This is a genomic window from Pseudomonas sp. FA117 (genome assembly GCF_057370475.1).
In genome coordinates, this window is record NZ_CM170675.1 from 3,346,149 (window position 1) to 3,364,396 (window position 18,248).

16 protein-coding genes and 2 pseudogenes are annotated in these 18,248 nt (G+C 65.5%); 13 read left to right on the forward strand and 5 right to left on the reverse strand.

What is annotated here, in order from left to right; translation table 11 throughout:
- Nucleotides 1-37: 37 nt before the first annotated feature.
- Together AC1TXO_RS15450 and AC1TXO_RS15455 are read left to right on the forward strand one after the other, a co-directional pair.
- Nucleotides 38-424, forward strand: a complete 387-nt coding sequence (locus AC1TXO_RS15450; protein ID WP_486402560.1) for a VOC family protein — start codon at nt 38-40, stop codon at nt 422-424.
- 91 nt (nt 425-515) lie between these two features.
- A complete protein-coding gene (locus tag AC1TXO_RS15455) occupies nt 516-1,103 on the forward strand; it encodes a hypothetical protein (protein ID WP_486402561.1) in 588 nt (195 codons plus the stop codon).
- A gap of 48 nt (nt 1,104-1,151) precedes the next feature.
- On the opposite strand, the gene AC1TXO_RS15460 is transcribed toward AC1TXO_RS15455, so the two are convergent.
- The gene (locus AC1TXO_RS15460; RefSeq protein WP_486406849.1) at nt 1,152-1,997 is read right to left on the reverse strand and encodes a site-specific integrase; all 846 of its coding nucleotides are present in this window, start codon (nt 1,995-1,997) and stop codon (nt 1,152-1,154) included.
- A gap of 235 nt (nt 1,998-2,232) precedes the next feature.
- On the opposite strand from AC1TXO_RS15460, the gene AC1TXO_RS15465 reads away from it, so the two are divergent.
- Together AC1TXO_RS15465 and AC1TXO_RS15470 are read left to right on the forward strand one after the other, a co-directional pair.
- Nucleotides 2,233-2,880 carry a DUF1345 domain-containing protein gene (locus AC1TXO_RS15465; protein ID WP_486402562.1) on the forward strand — a complete coding sequence of 216 codons (648 nt, stop codon included), beginning with the start codon at nt 2,233-2,235 and terminating at the stop codon, nt 2,878-2,880.
- 257 nt (nt 2,881-3,137) lie between these two features.
- Nucleotides 3,138-3,398 carry a DUF1652 domain-containing protein gene (locus AC1TXO_RS15470; protein WP_486402563.1) on the forward strand — a complete coding sequence of 87 codons (261 nt, stop codon included), beginning with the start codon at nt 3,138-3,140 and terminating at the stop codon, nt 3,396-3,398.
- Nucleotides 3,399-3,409: 11 nt separating this feature from the next.
- Here the strand turns inward: AC1TXO_RS15470 and AC1TXO_RS15475 are convergent, their stop codons facing one another.
- Nucleotides 3,410-3,958 carry a TetR/AcrR family transcriptional regulator gene (locus tag AC1TXO_RS15475; RefSeq protein ID WP_486402564.1) on the reverse strand — a complete coding sequence of 183 codons (549 nt, stop codon included), beginning with the start codon at nt 3,956-3,958 and terminating at the stop codon, nt 3,410-3,412.
- A gap of 192 nt (nt 3,959-4,150) precedes the next feature.
- Between AC1TXO_RS15475 and leuC the strand changes: the two genes are divergently transcribed.
- The 3 genes from leuC (at nt 4,151) to AC1TXO_RS15490 (ending at nt 7,608) form a co-directional block, all read left to right on the forward strand.
- Nucleotides 4,151-5,575, forward strand: a complete 1,425-nt coding sequence (leuC, locus tag AC1TXO_RS15480) for a 3-isopropylmalate dehydratase large subunit (protein WP_486402565.1) — start codon at nt 4,151-4,153, stop codon at nt 5,573-5,575.
- Nucleotides 5,576-5,578: 3 nt separating this feature from the next.
- Nucleotides 5,579-6,187 (forward strand): 3-isopropylmalate dehydratase small subunit, encoded by a 609-nt coding sequence (leuD, locus tag AC1TXO_RS15485; RefSeq protein WP_486402566.1) that lies wholly within the window; start codon nt 5,579-5,581, stop codon nt 6,185-6,187.
- Between the two features lie 92 nt (nt 6,188-6,279).
- Nucleotides 6,280-7,608, forward strand: a complete 1,329-nt coding sequence (locus AC1TXO_RS15490) for a 2-hydroxycarboxylate transporter family protein (protein WP_486402567.1) — start codon at nt 6,280-6,282, stop codon at nt 7,606-7,608.
- 38 nt (nt 7,609-7,646) lie between these two features.
- On the opposite strand, the gene AC1TXO_RS15495 is transcribed toward AC1TXO_RS15490, so the two are convergent.
- A complete protein-coding gene (locus AC1TXO_RS15495) occupies nt 7,647-8,561 on the reverse strand; it encodes a LysR substrate-binding domain-containing protein (RefSeq protein ID WP_486402568.1) in 915 nt (304 codons plus the stop codon).
- Between the two features lie 72 nt (nt 8,562-8,633).
- Nucleotides 8,634-9,953, reverse strand: a complete 1,320-nt coding sequence (locus tag AC1TXO_RS15500) for a Na+/H+ antiporter family protein (protein WP_486402569.1) — start codon at nt 9,951-9,953, stop codon at nt 8,634-8,636.
- Between the two features lie 573 nt (nt 9,954-10,526).
- Between AC1TXO_RS15500 and AC1TXO_RS15505 the strand changes: the two are divergent.
- The 4 genes and pseudogenes from AC1TXO_RS15505 to AC1TXO_RS15520 all read left to right on the forward strand — a co-directional run.
- Nucleotides 10,527-11,444, forward strand: a pseudogene (locus AC1TXO_RS15505) (methyl-accepting chemotaxis protein); the annotation flags it as partial.
- A gap of 396 nt (nt 11,445-11,840) precedes the next feature.
- Nucleotides 11,841-12,350 (forward strand): annotated as a pseudogene (locus tag AC1TXO_RS15510) (methyl-accepting chemotaxis protein); the annotation flags it as partial.
- 101 nt (nt 12,351-12,451) lie between these two features.
- Nucleotides 12,452-13,471, forward strand: a complete 1,020-nt coding sequence (locus AC1TXO_RS15515; protein WP_486402570.1) for an ABC transporter substrate-binding protein — start codon at nt 12,452-12,454, stop codon at nt 13,469-13,471.
- 155 nt (nt 13,472-13,626) lie between these two features.
- Nucleotides 13,627-14,712: a TerC family protein gene (locus tag AC1TXO_RS15520; RefSeq protein ID WP_486402571.1), complete on the forward strand. Its 1,086-nt coding sequence runs from the start codon at nt 13,627-13,629 to the stop codon at nt 14,710-14,712.
- Between the two features lie 32 nt (nt 14,713-14,744).
- On the opposite strand, the gene AC1TXO_RS15525 is transcribed toward AC1TXO_RS15520, so the two are convergent.
- Nucleotides 14,745-15,974, reverse strand: coding sequence for an acyl-CoA dehydrogenase (locus AC1TXO_RS15525; protein ID WP_486402572.1), 1,230 nt, complete (start codon nt 15,972-15,974; stop codon nt 14,745-14,747).
- Nucleotides 15,975-16,116: 142 nt separating this feature from the next.
- Between AC1TXO_RS15525 and AC1TXO_RS15530 the strand changes: the two genes are divergently transcribed.
- Both AC1TXO_RS15530 and AC1TXO_RS15535 read left to right on the forward strand, forming a co-directional pair.
- Nucleotides 16,117-17,055, forward strand: coding sequence for a LysR family transcriptional regulator (locus tag AC1TXO_RS15530; RefSeq protein WP_486402573.1), 939 nt, complete (start codon nt 16,117-16,119; stop codon nt 17,053-17,055).
- A gap of 94 nt (nt 17,056-17,149) precedes the next feature.
- Nucleotides 17,150-18,193, forward strand: coding sequence for a hypothetical protein (locus tag AC1TXO_RS15535; RefSeq protein WP_486402574.1), 1,044 nt, complete (start codon nt 17,150-17,152; stop codon nt 18,191-18,193).
- Nucleotides 18,194-18,248: the final 55 nt, after the last annotated feature.

An 18,248-nucleotide genomic window follows, 5' to 3' on the forward strand; every position in this document is an offset into this window, starting at 1 on the left:
TTACTTGCAACTACGACCCCCAGGAACGGTGCAGCCTATGAAGATCGTAGTCACCAGCATCCTCGTCGATGACCAGGCCAAGGCCCTGGCGTTCTATCACTACGTCCTGGGCTTCCAGCCCAAGGAAGACATCCCCATGGGTCGGCACCGCTGGCTCACCCTCACCGCCCCCAACGACCCCAACGGCGTCGAACTGCTGCTCGAGCCCGACGTCCATCCGGCGGCCAGGACCTACAAGGCAGCGCTCAAGGCCGACGGCATACCCGCGACCTCGTTCGGCGTGCGCGATATCCAGGGTGAATACACCCGCCTGTGCGCCAGTGGCGTGCAGTTCACCCAGCCGCCCACCAACATCGGCCCGGTGACCGTGGCGGTATTCGACGACACCTGCGGCAACCTGATCCAGCTCGCCCAGCGCCATTGAGCACAACCGCTCGCGGGGGCAGGCGACAGCCCCCGCGCCATCCGCTACATTCTTGTTTACCCGCCAGCGCACATAGAACAAGGAAAATCCGATGCGCTACGAATTCAGCGAAGTCCTCAACGACCTGGTCGACTATTTCCTCCTCGGCGACATCCAGCGCCTGGCGCGCTTCAAGGAAGACAACGGGCTACCCGATGATCTGGCCCGCGAATTCACCAGCAACGACAGCGGCGACCGCGCGGTGAAGGAAGGCGTCGTGCTGCCGCTGGCAGGCGTCGACAACCTGCCCTACCGCATCATCTTCAGCCTCGACGAAAGCATCCCAGCCTTGGGCGAGCCCGGCAGTCACCTGACCCACCGCCGCGCAGGCTACGTGCTGCACGTGGAGAACCGGGCGCTGATGCTGTTCACCTGGCGCATGCTCCAGCACTTCACCAACAAGACCCTGGGCGACTGCCTGGCCCGTTACCAGGTGCCGGGGCGGCCGCTGATCGAACTGGACAACGGCTGGTACCAGGTCGAAGTGCTTGCCGGTGCAGTGATCCGTGACGGGCTGTATGAGCCGGCGTTCGAGTTCATGCTCAGCCGCACCCATTGCCACCAGCCAGCCTCGGACGTCGACATCGGCTACCGCTTTTCGCTGGGTGGCGACGAGGTGCCTTCGGTCATCCCGCACTGACCCCGCAGCAGGCAACCGCGCCTGCGTGGGGAGCCGACAGCGCCGGCCTCAGTAGTCGAAACGTTCGACCGCCCGCCGTCGTTCGTTGTCATCACGGCGGTCGTAGCCTGCGGTGGTCTGGATATTGACGTGGTGTGCCAGCTTCTGGGCGATGGACAGGTCGTGTTCTTCGATCACCCGGGTAATGAACGCCCGGCGAAAATCATGCGGCATGATCCTGGCCCCGACCTGCGCGCCGCGCTGGCGGGCGATGTAGTAGATGGCATGCTTGGTGATGCGCGCCCGGGTGATATGGCTGCCGCGGCGTATCCGGTTGAACAGGAACGGATCGTCCGGCACGCCCTCGGGCAACTGTGCGCGACGCAGGTCGAGCCAGGCCTGCAGCTTGTCGAAGGCCCAGGCCGGGGCGTACTTCAGCAATTGGCGGTTGCCCTTGCCCAGCACCTGCAGGCTGCGCTCGTCGAAGTCGACATCGCCCAGGTCGATGTCCACCGACTCGGACTTGCGCATGCCGGTGCCGTACAGCAAGGCGATGATCGCCGCATCGCGCACACCCTGGGGTCGCGGGTCGGCGGCGCAGACCTCCATCAGTTCGCGGATCAGGCTGCGCCGCAGGTTGCGCCCCGGCGGCAGACGCGTGCCGCTGGCCGGCTTGACCTCACGGATGCGCAGCAGGTGTTCGTGATCGATCAGGCCCTGGCGCCAGGCCTCGTTCATCACACCGCGCACTGCGTTGACGTACAGCGAGGAGGTGTTGGGCGCATAGCCGTCGGCACGCAGGGCCGCCACCAGGGCGATGACGTGGCCCGGCTCGAGGGCATGCCAGGGCACCGCGGCGATGTCGCAATCGCCGAAGCCCAGACGGTCGGCGGCGTCCTGGAGTATGTAACGCATGGTCAACCGGCTGGAGGGCGCCAGCCGGGCCAGGTACTGCAGCAGCGGGTTGTGCAGGGTATCGGTCAAAACCTGGATCCTGTAGCGTGAAGCGAGTCATCGCCTTGATGCACAAGGCTTTTTTCGATGGCAGGAGCGTGATGTTACCTCATCGACCGGTTTCTATCGAATGAAGGCCCCACGCCATCGCCGCGCAAGCTAGAGTTGCAGGCACACGCCCCACAGTCGAGTTCCCATGGCCCTGCACCGCCTGACCCGTACCCATCCGCGCCTGACCCTGGCCACCCTCGCCGGCCTGCTCGGCGGCTGGCTGATCCCCGCCGAAGACTGGAGCCAGCGCATTCTCGCCGGCTGGAACCTGGGCGTCTGGCTGTATCTGGCGCTGGTGCTGTGGCTCACCTGGCGCGCCACCCCGGACACCGTGCGCAAGGTCGCCAACGTCGAGGACGAGAATGCCGGGCTGGTGCTGTTCACCGTATGCGTCGCCGCCATCGCCAGCCTGGCGGCGGTCACCCTGCAACTGGCGGCCAGTCGCGGGCTGCAGGGCAGTGCCCAGGCCCTGCACTACCTGTATACCGGTCTGACCGTGGCAGGCTCCTGGCTGCTGATCGGGTGCATCTTCAGCCTGCACTACGCCCGCCTGTTCTACACCGATGACGGCGAAGAGCCGCTCCTGCGCTTCGCCGACGGCGAACGCCACCCCGACTATTGGGACTTCCACTATTTCGCCTTCACCCTCAGCGTCGCGGTGCAGACCTCCGACATCGGCGTAGGTGGGCGCGGCATGCGCCGGGTGGTGCTGGCGCATTCGCTGGTGGGTTTCGTGTTCAACACGGCAATCCTCGGTTTCACCATCAACATCGCTGCCGGTCTGCTCGGCTGACCGTCGGTCCGAAATCATGGAGCGTACCCACCCCGACGCAAACGGCGCCAGGCCACGGGGAAAACGTTTGCCCGCCGCCCTGCCCGGCCGCTGTCGACGTCACGGCACTGTGATCGACCTCAAGCATTCGCCGATTTGTCACGCAGCCCGCGCGACACTGTCGCCGCAACTGCTATGTTTAGGGTTCGCTTGTCGGTCTGCCTGCGCAGTCGGCGGCGGTCAACAGGGCTCCCTGGATGCAGGTAAAGGAGGCTGGCATGAACAAGATGACGTTCCCCAACGCCTGCCAGGTGATGCGCTGGCATTTCCATCCCCTGGGCTTCGAAGCCAGCATGGATGCACCGCGCAGCATGGTTGCGCGCCTGTTCGACCGGGCCAGCGGCGAAACGCTGCTGGCGATTGCCGGCATCCCCTGCGCCGCGATCATGGCAGCGGCGGATGTGGAGCGCATCATCGAGGCGGTCGAGGCCGAACTGGATGCCTTCATGCCCTTCCCGCTGCTGCGCGACGCCGTCTGACTTCCCACGCTTCAGGATATTGCGCGAATCAGCGCCAGGATGTCGTCCCGGCTGACCACCGTGCGGCTCAGCGCGTTGTGAATGGTGAAACCCTCGATCAGCGCATCCAGCGCACGCGCGGTCTTCTCGTCGAAATGCATCTGCAGCGCCGCGCGCGAGCGCGCCATCCAGTCGTCCATGATGTAGGTGTAGTGCCGATGGCGGGAAACGAAAGCGTACAGCTCGAAGATCAGCAGCATCTGCCCTGAAGCCTTCCACAGTTCGCCACAGATCAGGTCGGCCAGCAGTTCGCGCGCGTGCTCGGCATCGCGCGCATCGCCCAGGCGCGTGAAGTACTGGTCGGCGATGCGGTTGGTCATCTTGACGAAGGCCGCCGCGACGATCTCCTGGATGGTGCTGAAGTGATAGGTCATGGTGCCTGGCGAGACGCCCGCCTCGCTGGCGATACGCCGGTAGGTGGCACACACGGTGCCGTCGCGCTGGATCACCTGCAACGCGGCATCGATGATCTGCGCCTTGACGTCGCTGTCGCTGCGTTGCTGTTTTCGCGGCCGTGCCATGGTCATCTCTTGCGGCGGATTCGCTGCACAGCATACCAGCCCGGGCGACCGCCCGACATGCTGCACGATTCGTGCATCAGCACATTACGTTAACCACATTGCTCCACGATCCGAACGGAATAAGCTGGACCCAGGCGCTCACCGTGACGCCTGCGCCCCGCGCCTATGACAACGAGATCGTGAGTGACAGCCATGCACCGCCCCAGAACCCTCTACGACAAGCACCTCGACGCCCATACCGTCTGCACGCTGGACGACCAGGGCCATGTGCTGCTGTACATCGACCGCCAGGTCGCCAACGAGTACACCAGCCCCCAGGCCTTCAGCGGCCTGCGTGAAGCCGGGCGACAGGTCTGGCGTCCGGCCTGCACCCTGGCGGTGGTCGACCACGTCAACCCCACCGCCCCCGAACGCATCGCCACGATGCCCGATGCCGGCGGCGCCCTGCAGGTGTCGTACTTCGAGCAGAACTGCCGCGATTTCGGCATCGAGCTGTTCGATGTGCTGGACAAGCGCCAGGGCATCGAGCACGTGGTGGCGCCGGAGCAAGGCTTCATCCTGCCAGGCATGGTGGTGGCTGCCGGCGACAGCCACACCACCACCTATGGCGCGCTGGGTGCGTTCGGCTTCGGCATCGGCACCTCGGAGATCGAACACCTGCTGGCCACCCAGACCCTGGTCTACAAGCGCCTGAAAACCCTGCGCGTCACCGTGACCGGCGAGCTGGGCGCAGGCCTGGTGTCCAAGGACATCATCATGCAGCTGATCCGCCGCATCGGCGCGTCCGGCGCCACCGGCTACGCCATCGAGTTTGCCGGGCCGACCATCAGCGCCCTGAGCGTCGAGGCGCGCATGACCATCTGCAACATGGCGGTGGAAGCCGGCGCCCGGGGTGCCTTCATGGCGCCCGACCAGAAAGTCTACGACTACCTCGCCGACAAGCCCCGCGCGCCCAAGGGCCAGGCCTGGGAACAGGCCGTACGCCACTGGCGCGAGACCCTGTTCAGCGACCCGGGTGCGCAATTCGACCAGGAAGTGACGCTGGACGTCGGCGAACTGGCGCCCATGGTCACCTGGGGCACCAGCCCCGACCAGGCTGCGCCGATCGATCAGCAAGTGCCTGACCCACTGCTCGAGCCGGACCTGATCCGCCGCCAGGACCTGCAGCGCGCCCTGCGCTACATGGACCTCACCCCGGGCGCGCGCCTCGACCAGATCCGCATCAGCCACGCCTTCATCGGCTCGTGCACCAACGCCCGGATCGAAGATCTGCGCGATGCCGCACGGGTCGTGCGGGGGCGCCAGGTGGCTGCCGGGGTGCGCGCGATGATCGTGCCAGGTTCCACCCAGGTTCGCGAGCAGGCCGAACGTGAAGGCCTGGGGCAGCTGTTCCGCGACGCCGGTTTCGAATGGCGCCAGTCGGGCTGCTCCATGTGCCTGGCGATGAACGACGACGTGCTCGCAGCGGGCGATCGCTGCGCCTCGAGCACCAACCGCAATTTCGAGGGCCGCCAGGGTGCCGGCGCCCGTACCCACCTGATGAGCCCGGCCATGGTCGCCGCCGCTGCCGTCAGCGGTCATCTGGTCGATGTCCGCACCTTGTCCCTAGAGGCCTGAGCCATGCAACCCTTCCTCACCGAAACCGGTATCGCCGCACCGTTCCTGGCCGCCAACGTCGACACCGACGTGATCATGCCCAAACAGTTTCTCAAGGGTATCGACCGCAACGGCCTGGACCGCGGGCTGTTCTTCGACTTGCGCTTCGTCGAGGGCGGCGCACCGAACCCTGAATTCGTGCTCAACCAGGCGCCGTGGCAACAGGCGCGCTTTCTGGTGGTCGGCCCCAACTTCGGCTGTGGCTCGAGCCGCGAGCATGCGGTCTGGGGTCTCAAGCAACTGGGTATACGCGCCCTGATCGGCAGCAGCTTTGCCGGAATCTTCTTCGACAACTGCCAGCGCAACGGCGTGTTGCTGATCCAGCTGGACGAAGCCCAGGTCAAGGACATCGGGCAGTTGGTCAGCGAGCCTGCCAGCGCCGGGCTGAGCATCGACCTGGAGCAGCAGCGGATCGAACTGCACGACGGGCGCCGCATCGATTTCGCCATCGACCAGTTGCGCAAGCAGGCCCTGCTGCTGGGGCTCGATGCCATTGGCAGCACGCTGCAGCGCACCGAGCAGATCCGCGCCTTCGAAGCGCAGCACCTGCAGGCCAATCCCTGGCTGGCCTGAACCTGCGCAAGCGGCCTTGGCCGCACCCGCAAAGATCGCGCCGCGCCTGAGCGGCGCCCTCCTCGCATAACAACAAATTAGAGGACCTGTTCATGAACAAGATTCTGGCGCCCGGCGCCGCACACTCCGCAACCCAACGCCGGCTCGGCAGCCTGCTCGATTACCCGATCGGCGTGATCCCCCTGCCCTGCTTCATCGGCATTGCCCTGATCGTGTTCTGCTCGGCGCACTTCGGTTTCCTGCCCAAGACCATGATCGGCGGCCTGGCCGTGATCATGACCATGGGCATGTTCTTCGGCCAGCTCGGCCAGCGCCTGCCGCTGCTCAAGGAAATCGGCGGCGGAGCCATCCTGTGCCTGCTGCTGCCATCGGTGCTGGTGTTCCACGGTTTCTTCGGCAGCACCACGCTGGAGGCGACCAAGATGCTGATGAAGGACGCCAACTTCCTCTACTTCGTCATCGCCAGCCTGGTGGTGGGCAGCATCCTGGGCATGAACCGCTTCATCCTGGTTCAGGGCATGATGCGCATGTTCGTGCCGCTGGTGGTCGGGACCCTGGCGGCGATCCTGGCCGGTCTGCTGGTCGGCGTGCTGTTCGGCTACACCGTCCACCACACCTTCTTCTACATCATCGTGCCGATCATCGGTGGCGGCATCGGCGAAGGCATACTGCCGCTGTCGCTGGCCTATGCGCACATCCTCGGCGGCAGTCCGGAGCAGTACGTAGCGCAGCTGGTACCGGCGGCGGTGGTCGGCAATATCGTGGCGATCATCTGCGCCGGCGTCCTCGCCCGGCTGGCCAGCAAACGCCCGCAGCTCAGCGGTGACGGCACACTGATCCGTGCCCGCGAAGAGAATGACAAGTTCAGGGAGCAGGCCGACGACGAGGCCATCGACTTCCGCTACATGGGCGCCGGTGTGCTGCTGATCTGCAGCTTCTTCGTCCTCGGCGGCCTGCTGGAAAAGCTGGTGCACATTCCAGGGCCGGTGATGATGATCGTGGTCGCGGTGCTGTTCAAATACCTGCGCGTACTGCCCGCCCACCTTGAGAAAGGCAGCAAGCAGTTCTACAAGCTGGTATCGACCGCCTTCATCTGGCCGGTGATGATCGGCCTGGGGATGCTCTACGTGCCGCTGGAAAGCGTGATGGGCGTGTTCTCGGTCGGCTATGTGCTGGTCTGTACATCGGTGGTGCTGGCCATGACCCTGGCGGGTTTCCTGATCGGCAACCTGCTGAAGATGTATCCCATCGAGTCGGCCATCGTCACCTGCTGCCACAGCGGCCTGGGCGGCACCGGCGATGTGGCGATCCTCTCGGCCTGCAACCGCATGGGCCTGATGCCCTTCGCGCAGATCTCCACCCGCCTGGGCGGCGCGGCGACGGTGATCGGCGCCACCCTGCTGCTGGGCCTGTTCAGCTGAGCAACGACCCGCGCGCCCTGCCCCGGCGCGCGGGACGCCTAGCCCAGCAACACCCTGAAGTGCCGCTCGAGAAACTCCACGCACACGCGCAGCTTCGCCGAGTCGGCCAGCCGCGTCGGGTACACCGCCCAGACATTGGCGCTCTGGGTGTAGTCATGCAGCACCTGCACCAGGCGCCCGCTTTCCAGCAGCGGGCGCACATCCCAGTACGAGCGCAGCAGGATGCCGCGCCCGCCCAGTGCCCACTGCAGCACGATCTCGCCGTTGTTCGACGACAGCGGACCACTGACCCGCACCGTTTCCTCACGCCCTTCATGCTGCAACTGCCAGACCCCGAAGGCGTTGTTGCGCTCCTTGAGCACCAGGCAGTCGTGGTGGTCCAGGTCCTTGAGGGTCAGGGGTGTGCCACGCTGGGCCAGGTACTCGGGTGTGGCGCACAGCACCCGCTGGTTGCTCGCCAGCTTGCGGCCGATGTGCTGCACCGGCAGGTCGTCACCGACGCGGATCTCCAGGTCGAACCCTTCGGCGACGATGTCCACCACCCGGTCGAACACGTCCAGGCGGATTTCCAGGGCCGGATAGGCCGCCGACAACTGCGCCACAGCAGGCGCGACATGGTTGCGACCAAAGCCGAAGCTGCTGCACAGGTGCAGCACACCGCGCGGTTGCTGGCCGACCTGCTTCATCTCGCCGACGAAATCGTCCATGTCGCCAAGAATGCGGATGGCCCACCGCTGGGCACGCTCCCCCGCATCGGTGAGGGCGAGGCTGCGCGCATTGCGGTGCAGCAGGCGGGTACCGAGGGCGCTTTCGAGCAGGCGGATGCGCTTGCTGACATAGGCCGGCGACAGGCCGAGCTCGTCCGCCGCCGCCGCGAAGCCCGATTTGCGGATCACGGTGAGGAACACCCGCAGGTCTTCCGGCAGCGGTGAATCGACACGCGGTGTGTTCATTGTTGTGGTTCCGAGGCGGCGAGTTCACGTTTCGAACATGATGCCAGCTCGCCCCGGCGCCAACAATGCGCCCTACAGCACCATCGCCGCCAGCCAGCCGAATGCCAGCAACGGCAGGTTGTAGTGGATGAAGGTGGGTACCACGGTGTCCCAGATGTGGTGGTGCTGGCCGTCGACGTTCAGGCCCGAGGTCGGCCCCAGGGTCGAGTCGGAGGCCGGCGAGCCGGCATCGCCCAGCGCACCGGCAGTGCCGACGATGCACACGGTGGCCAGGGGGTCGAAGCCCAGCTGCACGCACAACGGCACGAAGATCGCGGCGAGAATGGGCACGGTGGAAAACGACGAACCGATGCCCATGGTCACCAGCAGGCCCACCAGCAGCATCAGCAACGCGCCGACCGCCTTGCTGTGGTCGATCCACTGCGCTGCAGTCTCGACCAGGCTCTTCACCTCGCCAGTGGCTTTCATCACTTCGGCGAAGCCCGAGGCGGCAATCATGATGAAGCCGATCATGGCCATCATCTTCATGCCCTCGGTGAACAGGTCGTCGGTTTCACGCCAGCGCACGATGCCCGACAGCGAGAAGATCAGGAAGCCGGCCATGGCGCCGATGATCATCGAGTCCAGCCACAGCTGGATGATGAACGCCGCGGCGATGGCCGCGCCAGCCACCAGCAGGGTCAGCGGGTTGTAGTGCACGCGGACCTGCTCGACCTCCTCGATCCGGGCCAGGTCGTAGTCGCGCTTGCGCCGGTAGCTGACGAACACCGCCAGCAGCAGGCCGGCCAGCATGCCCGCCGCCGGGATGGCCATGGCGTGGGTGACGTTGACCCCACTGACATCCACCCCGGCGCGGCTGACGTTGGCCAGCAGGATCTGGTTGAGGAAGATGTTGCCGAAGCCCACCGGCAGGAAGATGTAAGGGGTGATCAGGCCGAAGGTGATGACGCAGGCGATCAGTCGCCGGTCGATGCGCAACCGCGTCAGCACATAGAGCAGCGGCGGTACCAGCAGAGGAATGAAGGCGATGTGGATCGGCAACACGTTCTGCGACGAAATCGCCACCACCAGCATCAGGCCGATCAGCAGCCACTTGAGGGTGCCCGTCTGCGCCTGGCCCTGGCGGTCGACCATTGCCAGCGCCCGGTCGGCCAGCGCGTGGGCCAGGCCCGACTTGGCAATGGCCACGGCGAAAGCGCCGAGCAACGCGTAGGACAGCGCCACGGTGGCCCCGCCACCAAGACCGCCATTGAAGGCGGCGAGCGTGCCCTCGATGCCCAGGCCGCCGACCAGCCCCCCGGTCAGGGCACCGACGATCAGGGCGATGACCACATGCACGCGGGAAAGGCTCAGTACCAGCATGATACCGACCGCGGCGATCACTGCATTCATGGTGTGCAATACCTCATTACGACAGACGAAAAGCCAACGCTCCGGCGACAGGCTGCGCGGGGCAGTGGCCGGACCAGGGGTGTTGTTTGGAGGGCGCACACTCTGCAGCACCGGGCAGAAGATGTCAAAAATGCCGGACTGTGGCGCTTGTGTACTCGGCGACTATTTTTATTGAACGTTCATATAAAGAAAAATTTACACCGGCCGACACCCTCGACAGCCCCAGCTCTACTATTACAAGGGATGTACACCATGCCGTTGCGTCAACTTTCCATCCAATGGAAGATCACCCTGCTGGCCGGTTTGTGCCTGGCCAGCATCGTCACCTTGCTCGTCGGCCTGTCGCTCTACCGCATGGACCACAGCTCGGAGCTGGTCAAGGCCAGCAGCACGCAGATGCTCACCGAATCGGCCCAGGCGCGCATCGAGTCGCAGGGCGAGGTGCAGGCACAGAGTATCCGCCGTCAGTTCATGGACGCCTACCAGTACGGCGCCGGCTTCGCCCGCCAGGTACTGTTCCTGCGCGAACAGGCGGAAAAACGCTTCATCGACGCCCATGACCTGCGCCAGGACATGACCGCCCAGGTTCGCGCTGCATTGCAGGCCAACCCGGAGCTGCTCGGCCTGTCGCTGGTGTTCGAACCCAACGCCCTGGACGGCAAGGACAAGCTGTTCGGCGGCCTGCCCGAACTGGGCAGCAACGAGACGGGGCGCTTTGCCCTGTACTGGTCGCAGCCGCGGGCCGGCCAACTGAACTCCATGGCGCTGCCCGAGCGCGACCTGGCCAACACTCAGGTCGGCCCCAGCGGCGAGGCGGCCAACACCTGGTGGGCCTGCCCGCGCAGCACCGGCAAGGTCTGCGTGATCGAGCCGTACTTCTACGAGATCGCCGGCCAGCAGGTACTGATGACCAGCATCGTGTTCCCGCTGGTGGTGGACGGCAAGGTAATCGCCACCCTGTCCATCGACACCAACCTCAACAGCCTGCAGGCATTGAGTGAAGAGGCCAGCCGCGGCCTCTACGAAGGCCGCACCAAGGTCGGCATCCTCAGCCCGGCCGGCCTGCTGGCCGGCTACAGCCCGGACGCCGGGAAACTCGCCGAGCGCTTCGACCAGGTCGACCCACGCCAGGGCGCAGAGCTGGTGCGCAAGCTCACCGCCGGCAAGCTGCAGGTGCTGCACGACCAGCAGCGCCTGAAAGTACTGGCAGCATTCGCACCGATCCCCGGCGGCAAACCCTGGGGCGTGCTGCTCGACGTCCCGCAGAGTGCCCTGACCGGCCCGGCCGATGCACTCAAGCATGAGCTCGATACCTTGAACACCAGCGGCACCCTGCTCGAACTGGGCCTGGGCCTGGCCGCCGCGATCGCCGGTCTGCTGGCGGTGTGGTTGCTGTCGCGCGGCGTGACGCGGCCGATTCTCGGCGTGGCGGCCATGCTCAGGGACATCGCCAGCGGCGAAGGCGACCTCACCCGCCGCCTGAACTACGACAAGCGCGACGAACTGGGCGAGCTGGCCGGCTGGTTCAACCGCTTCCTCGACAAGCTGCAACCGACCATCGCCGAGGTCAAGCGCTCGGTGCAGGCCGCCCGCAGCACCGCCGACCAGTCGGCGGCCATCGCCAGCCAGACCAGCGCCGGCATGGAGCAGCAGTACCGCCAGGTCGACCAGGTGGCCACCGCCTCGCACGAGATGAGCGCCACCGCCCAGGATGTCGCCCGCAGTGCGGCCCAGGCGGCGCAGGCCGCACGCGATGCCGATCAGGCCACCCGCGAAGGCCTGGCGGTGATCGACCGCACCACCGACAGCATCGATGCCCTGGCCGCCGACATGAGCAGCGCCATGGCCCAGGTCCAGGGCCTGGCGCAGAACAGCGAGAAGATCGGCTCGGTGCTCGAGGTGATCCGTTCCATCGCCGAGCAGACCAACCTGCTGGCGCTCAACGCCGCCATCGAGGCGGCCCGCGCCGGTGAGGCCGGTCGCGGCTTCGCGGTGGTCGCCGACGAGGTGCGCAACCTGGCCCGCCGCACCCAGGAGTCGGTCGAGGAAACCCGCCAAGTGATCGAGTCGCTGCAGAGCGGCACCCGCGAGGTGGTCGGTGCCATGGACAGCAGCCATCGCCAGGCCCAGGGCGGCGTGGAACAGGTCGGCCAGGCCGTCACTGCACTGCAGCGCATCGGCCAGGCAGTCACCGTGATCAGCGACATGAACCTGCAGATCGCCTCGGCGGCCGAGGAGCAGAGCGCGGTGGCCGAGGAAATCAACAGCAACGTGGCGACCATCCGCGACGTGACCGAGTCGCTGTCCGGACAAGCCAACGAATCGGCACGGGTCAGCCAGTCGCTGAACAGCCTGGCCAACCAGCAGCAGGGCCTGATGGACCAGTTCCGGGTCTGATCGGCACCGCGCAGTCTTGTACCGCAGGCGCTGAACGAAGCGCCTGCCCTCGTCGTCTACACTGTGGCCGATCCCACGAATCGGCAACCGACGAGGCCTCCATGAAGAAAATTCCAACATTGCTGGCCAGCCTCATGCTCGCGCTGGGGCTGGCCAGCACCGACAGCGCAGCAAGCGCCGAAGCCGCCAAACCCATCCAGTTCGGCGCCATCGGCTGGGAAAGCGGCGCCCTCACCACCGAGATCCTGCGCCTGATCGTCGAGAACGGTTACGGCTACCCCACCGACACCCTCCCCGGCAGCACGGTGAGCATGGAAGTGGCGCTGGCCAGGAACGACCTGCAAGTGATCGCCGAGGAATGGGCCGGCCGCAGCCCGGCATGGGTCGAGGCCGAGAACAAGGGCGAGGTGTTCGCACTGGGCGATACCGTGAAGAACGCGGTGGAAGGCTGGTACGTGCCGGCCTATGTGATCAAGGGTGACGCCGAACAGGGTATCAAGCCCATGGCAGCGGATCTCAAGCGTGTCGAGGACCTGAAACGCTACGCGCAGGTGTTCAAGGATCCCGAAGCACCGGACAAGGGGCGCTTCCTCAACAGCCCCAGCGGCTGGACCTCGGAAATCGTCAACACGCAGAAACTCAAGGCCTATGGGCTCGACGGCCAGTTCACCAATTTCCGCACCGGTTCAGGCGCCGCCCTCGACGCCGAGGTGAGCTCGGCGATCCGCCGCCACCAGCCGGTGCTGTTCTACTACTGGAGCCCGACCCCGCTGATGGGCCGCTTCGACCTCGTCCGCCTCGAAGAACCGCCCTACGACCCGCAGGCCTGGGCCACCCTCACCGATCCCGCCAACCCCCAGCCACGCGGCAGCAGTTCATTGCCGGCCAAGCTGTCGATCGGCGTGTCCAAGGCCTTCAAGAGCCAGTACCCGGAGCTGGTCACGCTGTTCGAGAAGGTCGACCTGCCGATCGACACCCTCAACCAGGCCCTGGCGGTCATGAGTGAAAAGCGCCAGGACCCGCGCGAAGCGGCCAAGGTATTTCTCCGCGAGCACCCGCAGGTGTGGCACGGCTGGATGCCCGAAGAGGCGGCGACCAAGGTCGCCAAAGCACTGCAGTAACGGGCTGCGGGCAAAGAAATGTAACAGCCTGCTCCTTGGCGGCGGTGTCCCATGGGCTAGTCTTGAGCCCATGTGATGCCGGGCCCCTCTGACGGTTGACCCCGCCATGTCGGAATCACTGTTGCCATGCAACGTCGACATTCAAGGAGGGGCTCATGACAGCTCTGCAGACATTTCTCACCACTCCCCTGCTCGGCACCAGCACCTGGCTGTGGCTGGTCTTCGTCACCATCGTCATCGCACTGCTGGTCCTGGACCTCGGCGTCCTGCATCGCCAGGAACGGGAAATCGAGATGCGCGAAAGCCTGCTGCTGTACTCGGGCTACTTCAGCGTCGGGGTGCTGTTCGGGGTGTGGGTCTGGCATGAACTCGGCGCCCAGTCGGCACTGGAGTTCTACACCGGCTTCCTGGTCGAGCAGTCGCTGTCGATGGACAACGTGTTCGTCATGGCGATGATCTTCAGCTTCTTCGCCATCCCCCGCCGCTATCAGCACCGCGTGCTGTTCTGGGGCATCCTCGGCGTGGTGGTGCTGCGCGCGATCATGATCGGCGTGGGCGCAGCGCTGGTGCAGCATTTCGCCTGGGTGCTGTACCTGTTCGGCGCCTTCCTGCTGTTCACCGGGATCAAGATGGCGCTGTCCAAGGAGGACAGCCATCCGGACCTGGCCAACAACCCGGTGCTGCGCTTCGTGCGCCGGCACATGCGCGTCACCGACCAGATCCACGGCAAGCACTTCTTCGTACGCCTGACGCCCCCCGGCCAGAGCAAGGCCCTGCGCTATGCCACGCCGCTGTTCCTCGCTTTGGTGCTGATCGAGCTGGCCGACCTGGTGTTCGCCGTCGACAGTGTGCCGGCGATCTTCGCCATCACCCAGGATCCGTTCATCGTCTACACCTCGAACATCTTCGCCATCCTCGGCCTGCGCTCGCTGTACTTCGCGCTGTCGGCGCTGATGCACCGCTTCGTCTACCTCAAGTATGCCCTGGCGCTGGTGCTGATCTTCATCGGCTGCAAGATCTTCTACCACGGGTTGGTGGGCAAGGTGCCGGCACTGCTGTCGCTGGGGGTGACGTTCGGGCTGCTGCTGGGAGGTGTACTGCTTTCGTTGTTCAAGACCCGGGGCAGCGAGGGGCAGGAGCCTGCCCCGGCGCCGAACGGCGCGACCAGTACCGAGCCTGGGGTGGAGAACGACACAACGGCGGCATCCGTCAAGTCGTCGACTCACCACCCCGGTGCCTGACGGCAGGCCCCCTGGCCAGACCGCGCGCGGCCTCACTCGTGGCCGCGCAGCATCTCCCTGGGCACATACTTGCCGATCTCGTACTTGCCGATCGCCGCCCGATGGACTTCGTCGGGCCCGTCGGCCAGGCGCAGGGTGCGCTGCATGGCGTACATGTAGGCCAGCGGGAAATCACCGCTCACCCCTGCACCACCGTGCATCTGGATCGCCCGGTCGATCACCTTGAGCGCGACGTTCGGCGCCACCACCTTGATCTGGGCGATCTCGCTGCGCGCCACCTTGTTGCCGACAGTGTCCATCATGAACGCCGCCTTGAGCGTCAACAGGCGCGCCATGTCGATTTCCATCCGTGAGTCGGCGATCTTGTCGACATTGCCGCCCAGGCGGGCCAGCGGCCGGCCGAACGCGGTGCGGCTGACCGCACGCTTGCACATCAACTCCAGGGCACGTTCGGCCATGCCGATCGAACGCATGCAATGGTGAATGCGCCCAGGCCCGAGGCGGCCCTGGGCAATCTCGAAACCACGTCCCTCGCCAAGCAGTACGTTCTCGTAGGGCACCCGCACGTTGTCGAACAGCACCTCGGCATGGCCATGGGGCGCATCGTCGTAGCCGAACACCGGCAGCGGGCGAACGATCTTCACCCCCGGCGCGTCGGTGGGCACCAGCACCATCGAATGCTGCTGGTGCCGCGGTCCGTCCGGGTTGGACAGGCCCATGAAGATCATCACCTTGCAGCGTGGGTCGCAGGCCCCGGAGGTCCACCACTTGCGTCCGTTGATCAGCCAGTGGTCACCGTCGCGCACGGCGGTGGCGGCCATGTTGGTGGCATCGGACGACGCCACGTCGGGCTCGGTCATGGCGAACGCCGAACGGATCTCGCCGCGCAACAAGGGCTCGAGCCACTGCTGCTTCTGCGCCTCGCTGCCATAGCGCACCAGCACTTCCATGTTGCCGGTATCGGGGGCCGAGCAGTTGAACGGCTCCGGCCCCAGCAGCGAGCGGCCCATGATCTCGGCCAGCGGCGCGTATTCCAGGTTGGTCAGCCCGGCGCCATGTTCGGATTCGGGCAGGAACAGGTTCCACAACCCTTCGGCGCGGGCCTTGGCCTTGAGCTCCTCCATGATCGCGGTCGGCTGCCAGCGGTCGCCTTCGGCAACCTGGCGCTCGAACACCGCTTCGGCGGGATAGACATGGGTGTCCATGAACGCGGTCACGCGTTCGCGCAGAGCCTGAACCTTGGGCGTGTAGGCGAAATCCATCAGGGCTACCTTCGCAGGAAGAAGAACATGCAGCAGAGCCTAGAACAGCGGTGCTCGATCCATCCAGTCTATTTTCGGCGTGTATTAACATTCATAACCGATATATGATCGGCGAATAACATCAACGACGAGTGGCGCCTCCATGAACCTCAGCAAGGTCGACCTCAACCTGTTCATCGTCTTCGACGCCATCTACACCGAAGCCAACCTGACCCGTGCCGGGCAGATCGTCGGCATCACCCAGCCCGCCGTGTCCAATGCCCTGTCGCGTCTGCGCGAGACCTTCAACGACCCGCTGTTCGTGCGCACCGCCCAGGGCATGGTGCCCACGCCCATGGCGCAGAACATCATCGGCCCGGTGCGCAACGCCCTCGCCCTGCTGCGCACCTCGGTCCAGGAAAGCCGCATCTTCAACCCGCAGCAGGCCAACAAGACCTTCCGCATCAGCATGACCGACCTCACCGAGGCCGTGGTCCTGCCCTTGCTGTTCCAGCGCCTGCGGCGCCTCGCCCCCGGGGTGGTGATCGAGAGTTTCCTGTGCAAGCGCCGTGAAACCACCAAGGAGCTGGCCGCCGGCCGTCTGGACTTCGCCGTCGACGCGCCGCTCAATACCGACCCGCAGGTGCGCCACGTCAAGCTGATGCAGGACCGCTATGTCTGTGCCCTGCGCCAGGGCCACCCGCTGGGCGAGGCGCGACTGACCCTGGACAGCTACCTGGGCATGACCCATATCCATATTTCCAGCCGTCGCAACGGCCTGGGCTACGTCGATCTGGCACTGGGCAAGATGGGCGTGCAGCGCAAGATCGCGCTGCGCTCTCAGCACTACCTGATGGCCTCGCAGGTGCTGCAGCAGACCGACATGGTGATGACCGTGCCCGAGCGCTTCGCCCGCCACCACAAGCTGCGTTACCAGGCCCTGCCGGTGGACGTTCCGCCGCTGGAAACACACTTGTACTGGCACGAAAGCACCGACCAGGACCCGGCCAACCGCTGGATGCGCGAGCAGATCATCGAGCTGTGCCAGCAGGTGGTCGCGCAGGATGAGCGGGAGATTGCCGCACAGGGCGCTGCCGACTGAGGCCCAGGCGGCGCCCCCGATGATGGCACACTGGACGAACGGTGCCATCACCTCTAGCATCTGCGCCGCCCTCACCCAACGCTCAAGGACGATCATGCTCGCCACCGCAGCACGCTCCATCACTCTGCTTGCCGCCTGCACGCTGCTTGGCGCCTGCAGCTTCAACGGCACCTACCAGGACAGCAGCCGCGCTGACGCGTCGAAACTGCGCTACGTCGCCAACACCTCCAACTCGACGCTGGATGTCTACCGGGGGCCCCGATGCGAGGGCAGCACCACCGGCCTGCTCAACAATTTCCTGGCCAGGGACACCCGCCGCCGCGCCGACATGCGCGTGCCGCCCACGGCCGACACCCGTGGCTACCTGGAAATCCGCCTGGAGCCCGACCAGCCACTCTATCTGTTTGCCAACACCTTGAGCACCGGTGGCGCGCCCTGCTCGATCGGGGTCACCTTCACCCCCGCCGCCGGCTCGGAGTACGAAGTCAGCGTCGATCGCAGCGCCGGTTACTGCATGCTTCAACTCACCCGCCTGCAACGCATCGACGGCAAGGATGTACGCATCCCCTACCCGCTGAACGATGAGCCCCTGGCAAGCTGTCGCGGCACCTCCCCGCTGTTCCCGCTACCGCCCACTCCACTGCCTGCCTCCGTGCAACGCAGCGCACTGATCGAAGGCCTCATCGATGACAGCCTGGCCTCGTCCGGCGCAGTGATCGACATGCTGCAAGCCAGCAACCTGCAGCAACCTCCGGCCGACCGGCAGATCTCCGAGCGCCGCCAGGCCCTGGGCAATGCCACGCTGCCCGATGCCTACTGGGACCAGTACCGCGCCAATCTGCAGCATTTCGAGCAGGCCCTTGGCCAGGTCAAACCCCTCACCCAGGCCAAGTTCCGTGACGATAACCGCCAGTACCTCAACAGCGTTCAGGACCAGCAGTTGCAGATCTGGGCAGGGTTGGAGCCGGGTAACCGCTACAACGGCCGCGAAGTGCGCATGCGCGACATGAGCCGTTACTACGCGCGGGTCTACCGCCAGGTCACCGCCCAAGCGAAGCTCGAACACCTGCGGGCCATGGCGCAGCTTGACCGGCAATACGGCGTTTGCGAACGCTTCGAAGGGTGCTGGAGGCTTTGATGACAGGGCAAGCCAGAACAGTTTTCTCCTGGCTTGCCTTTCGCTGAAAAATAAT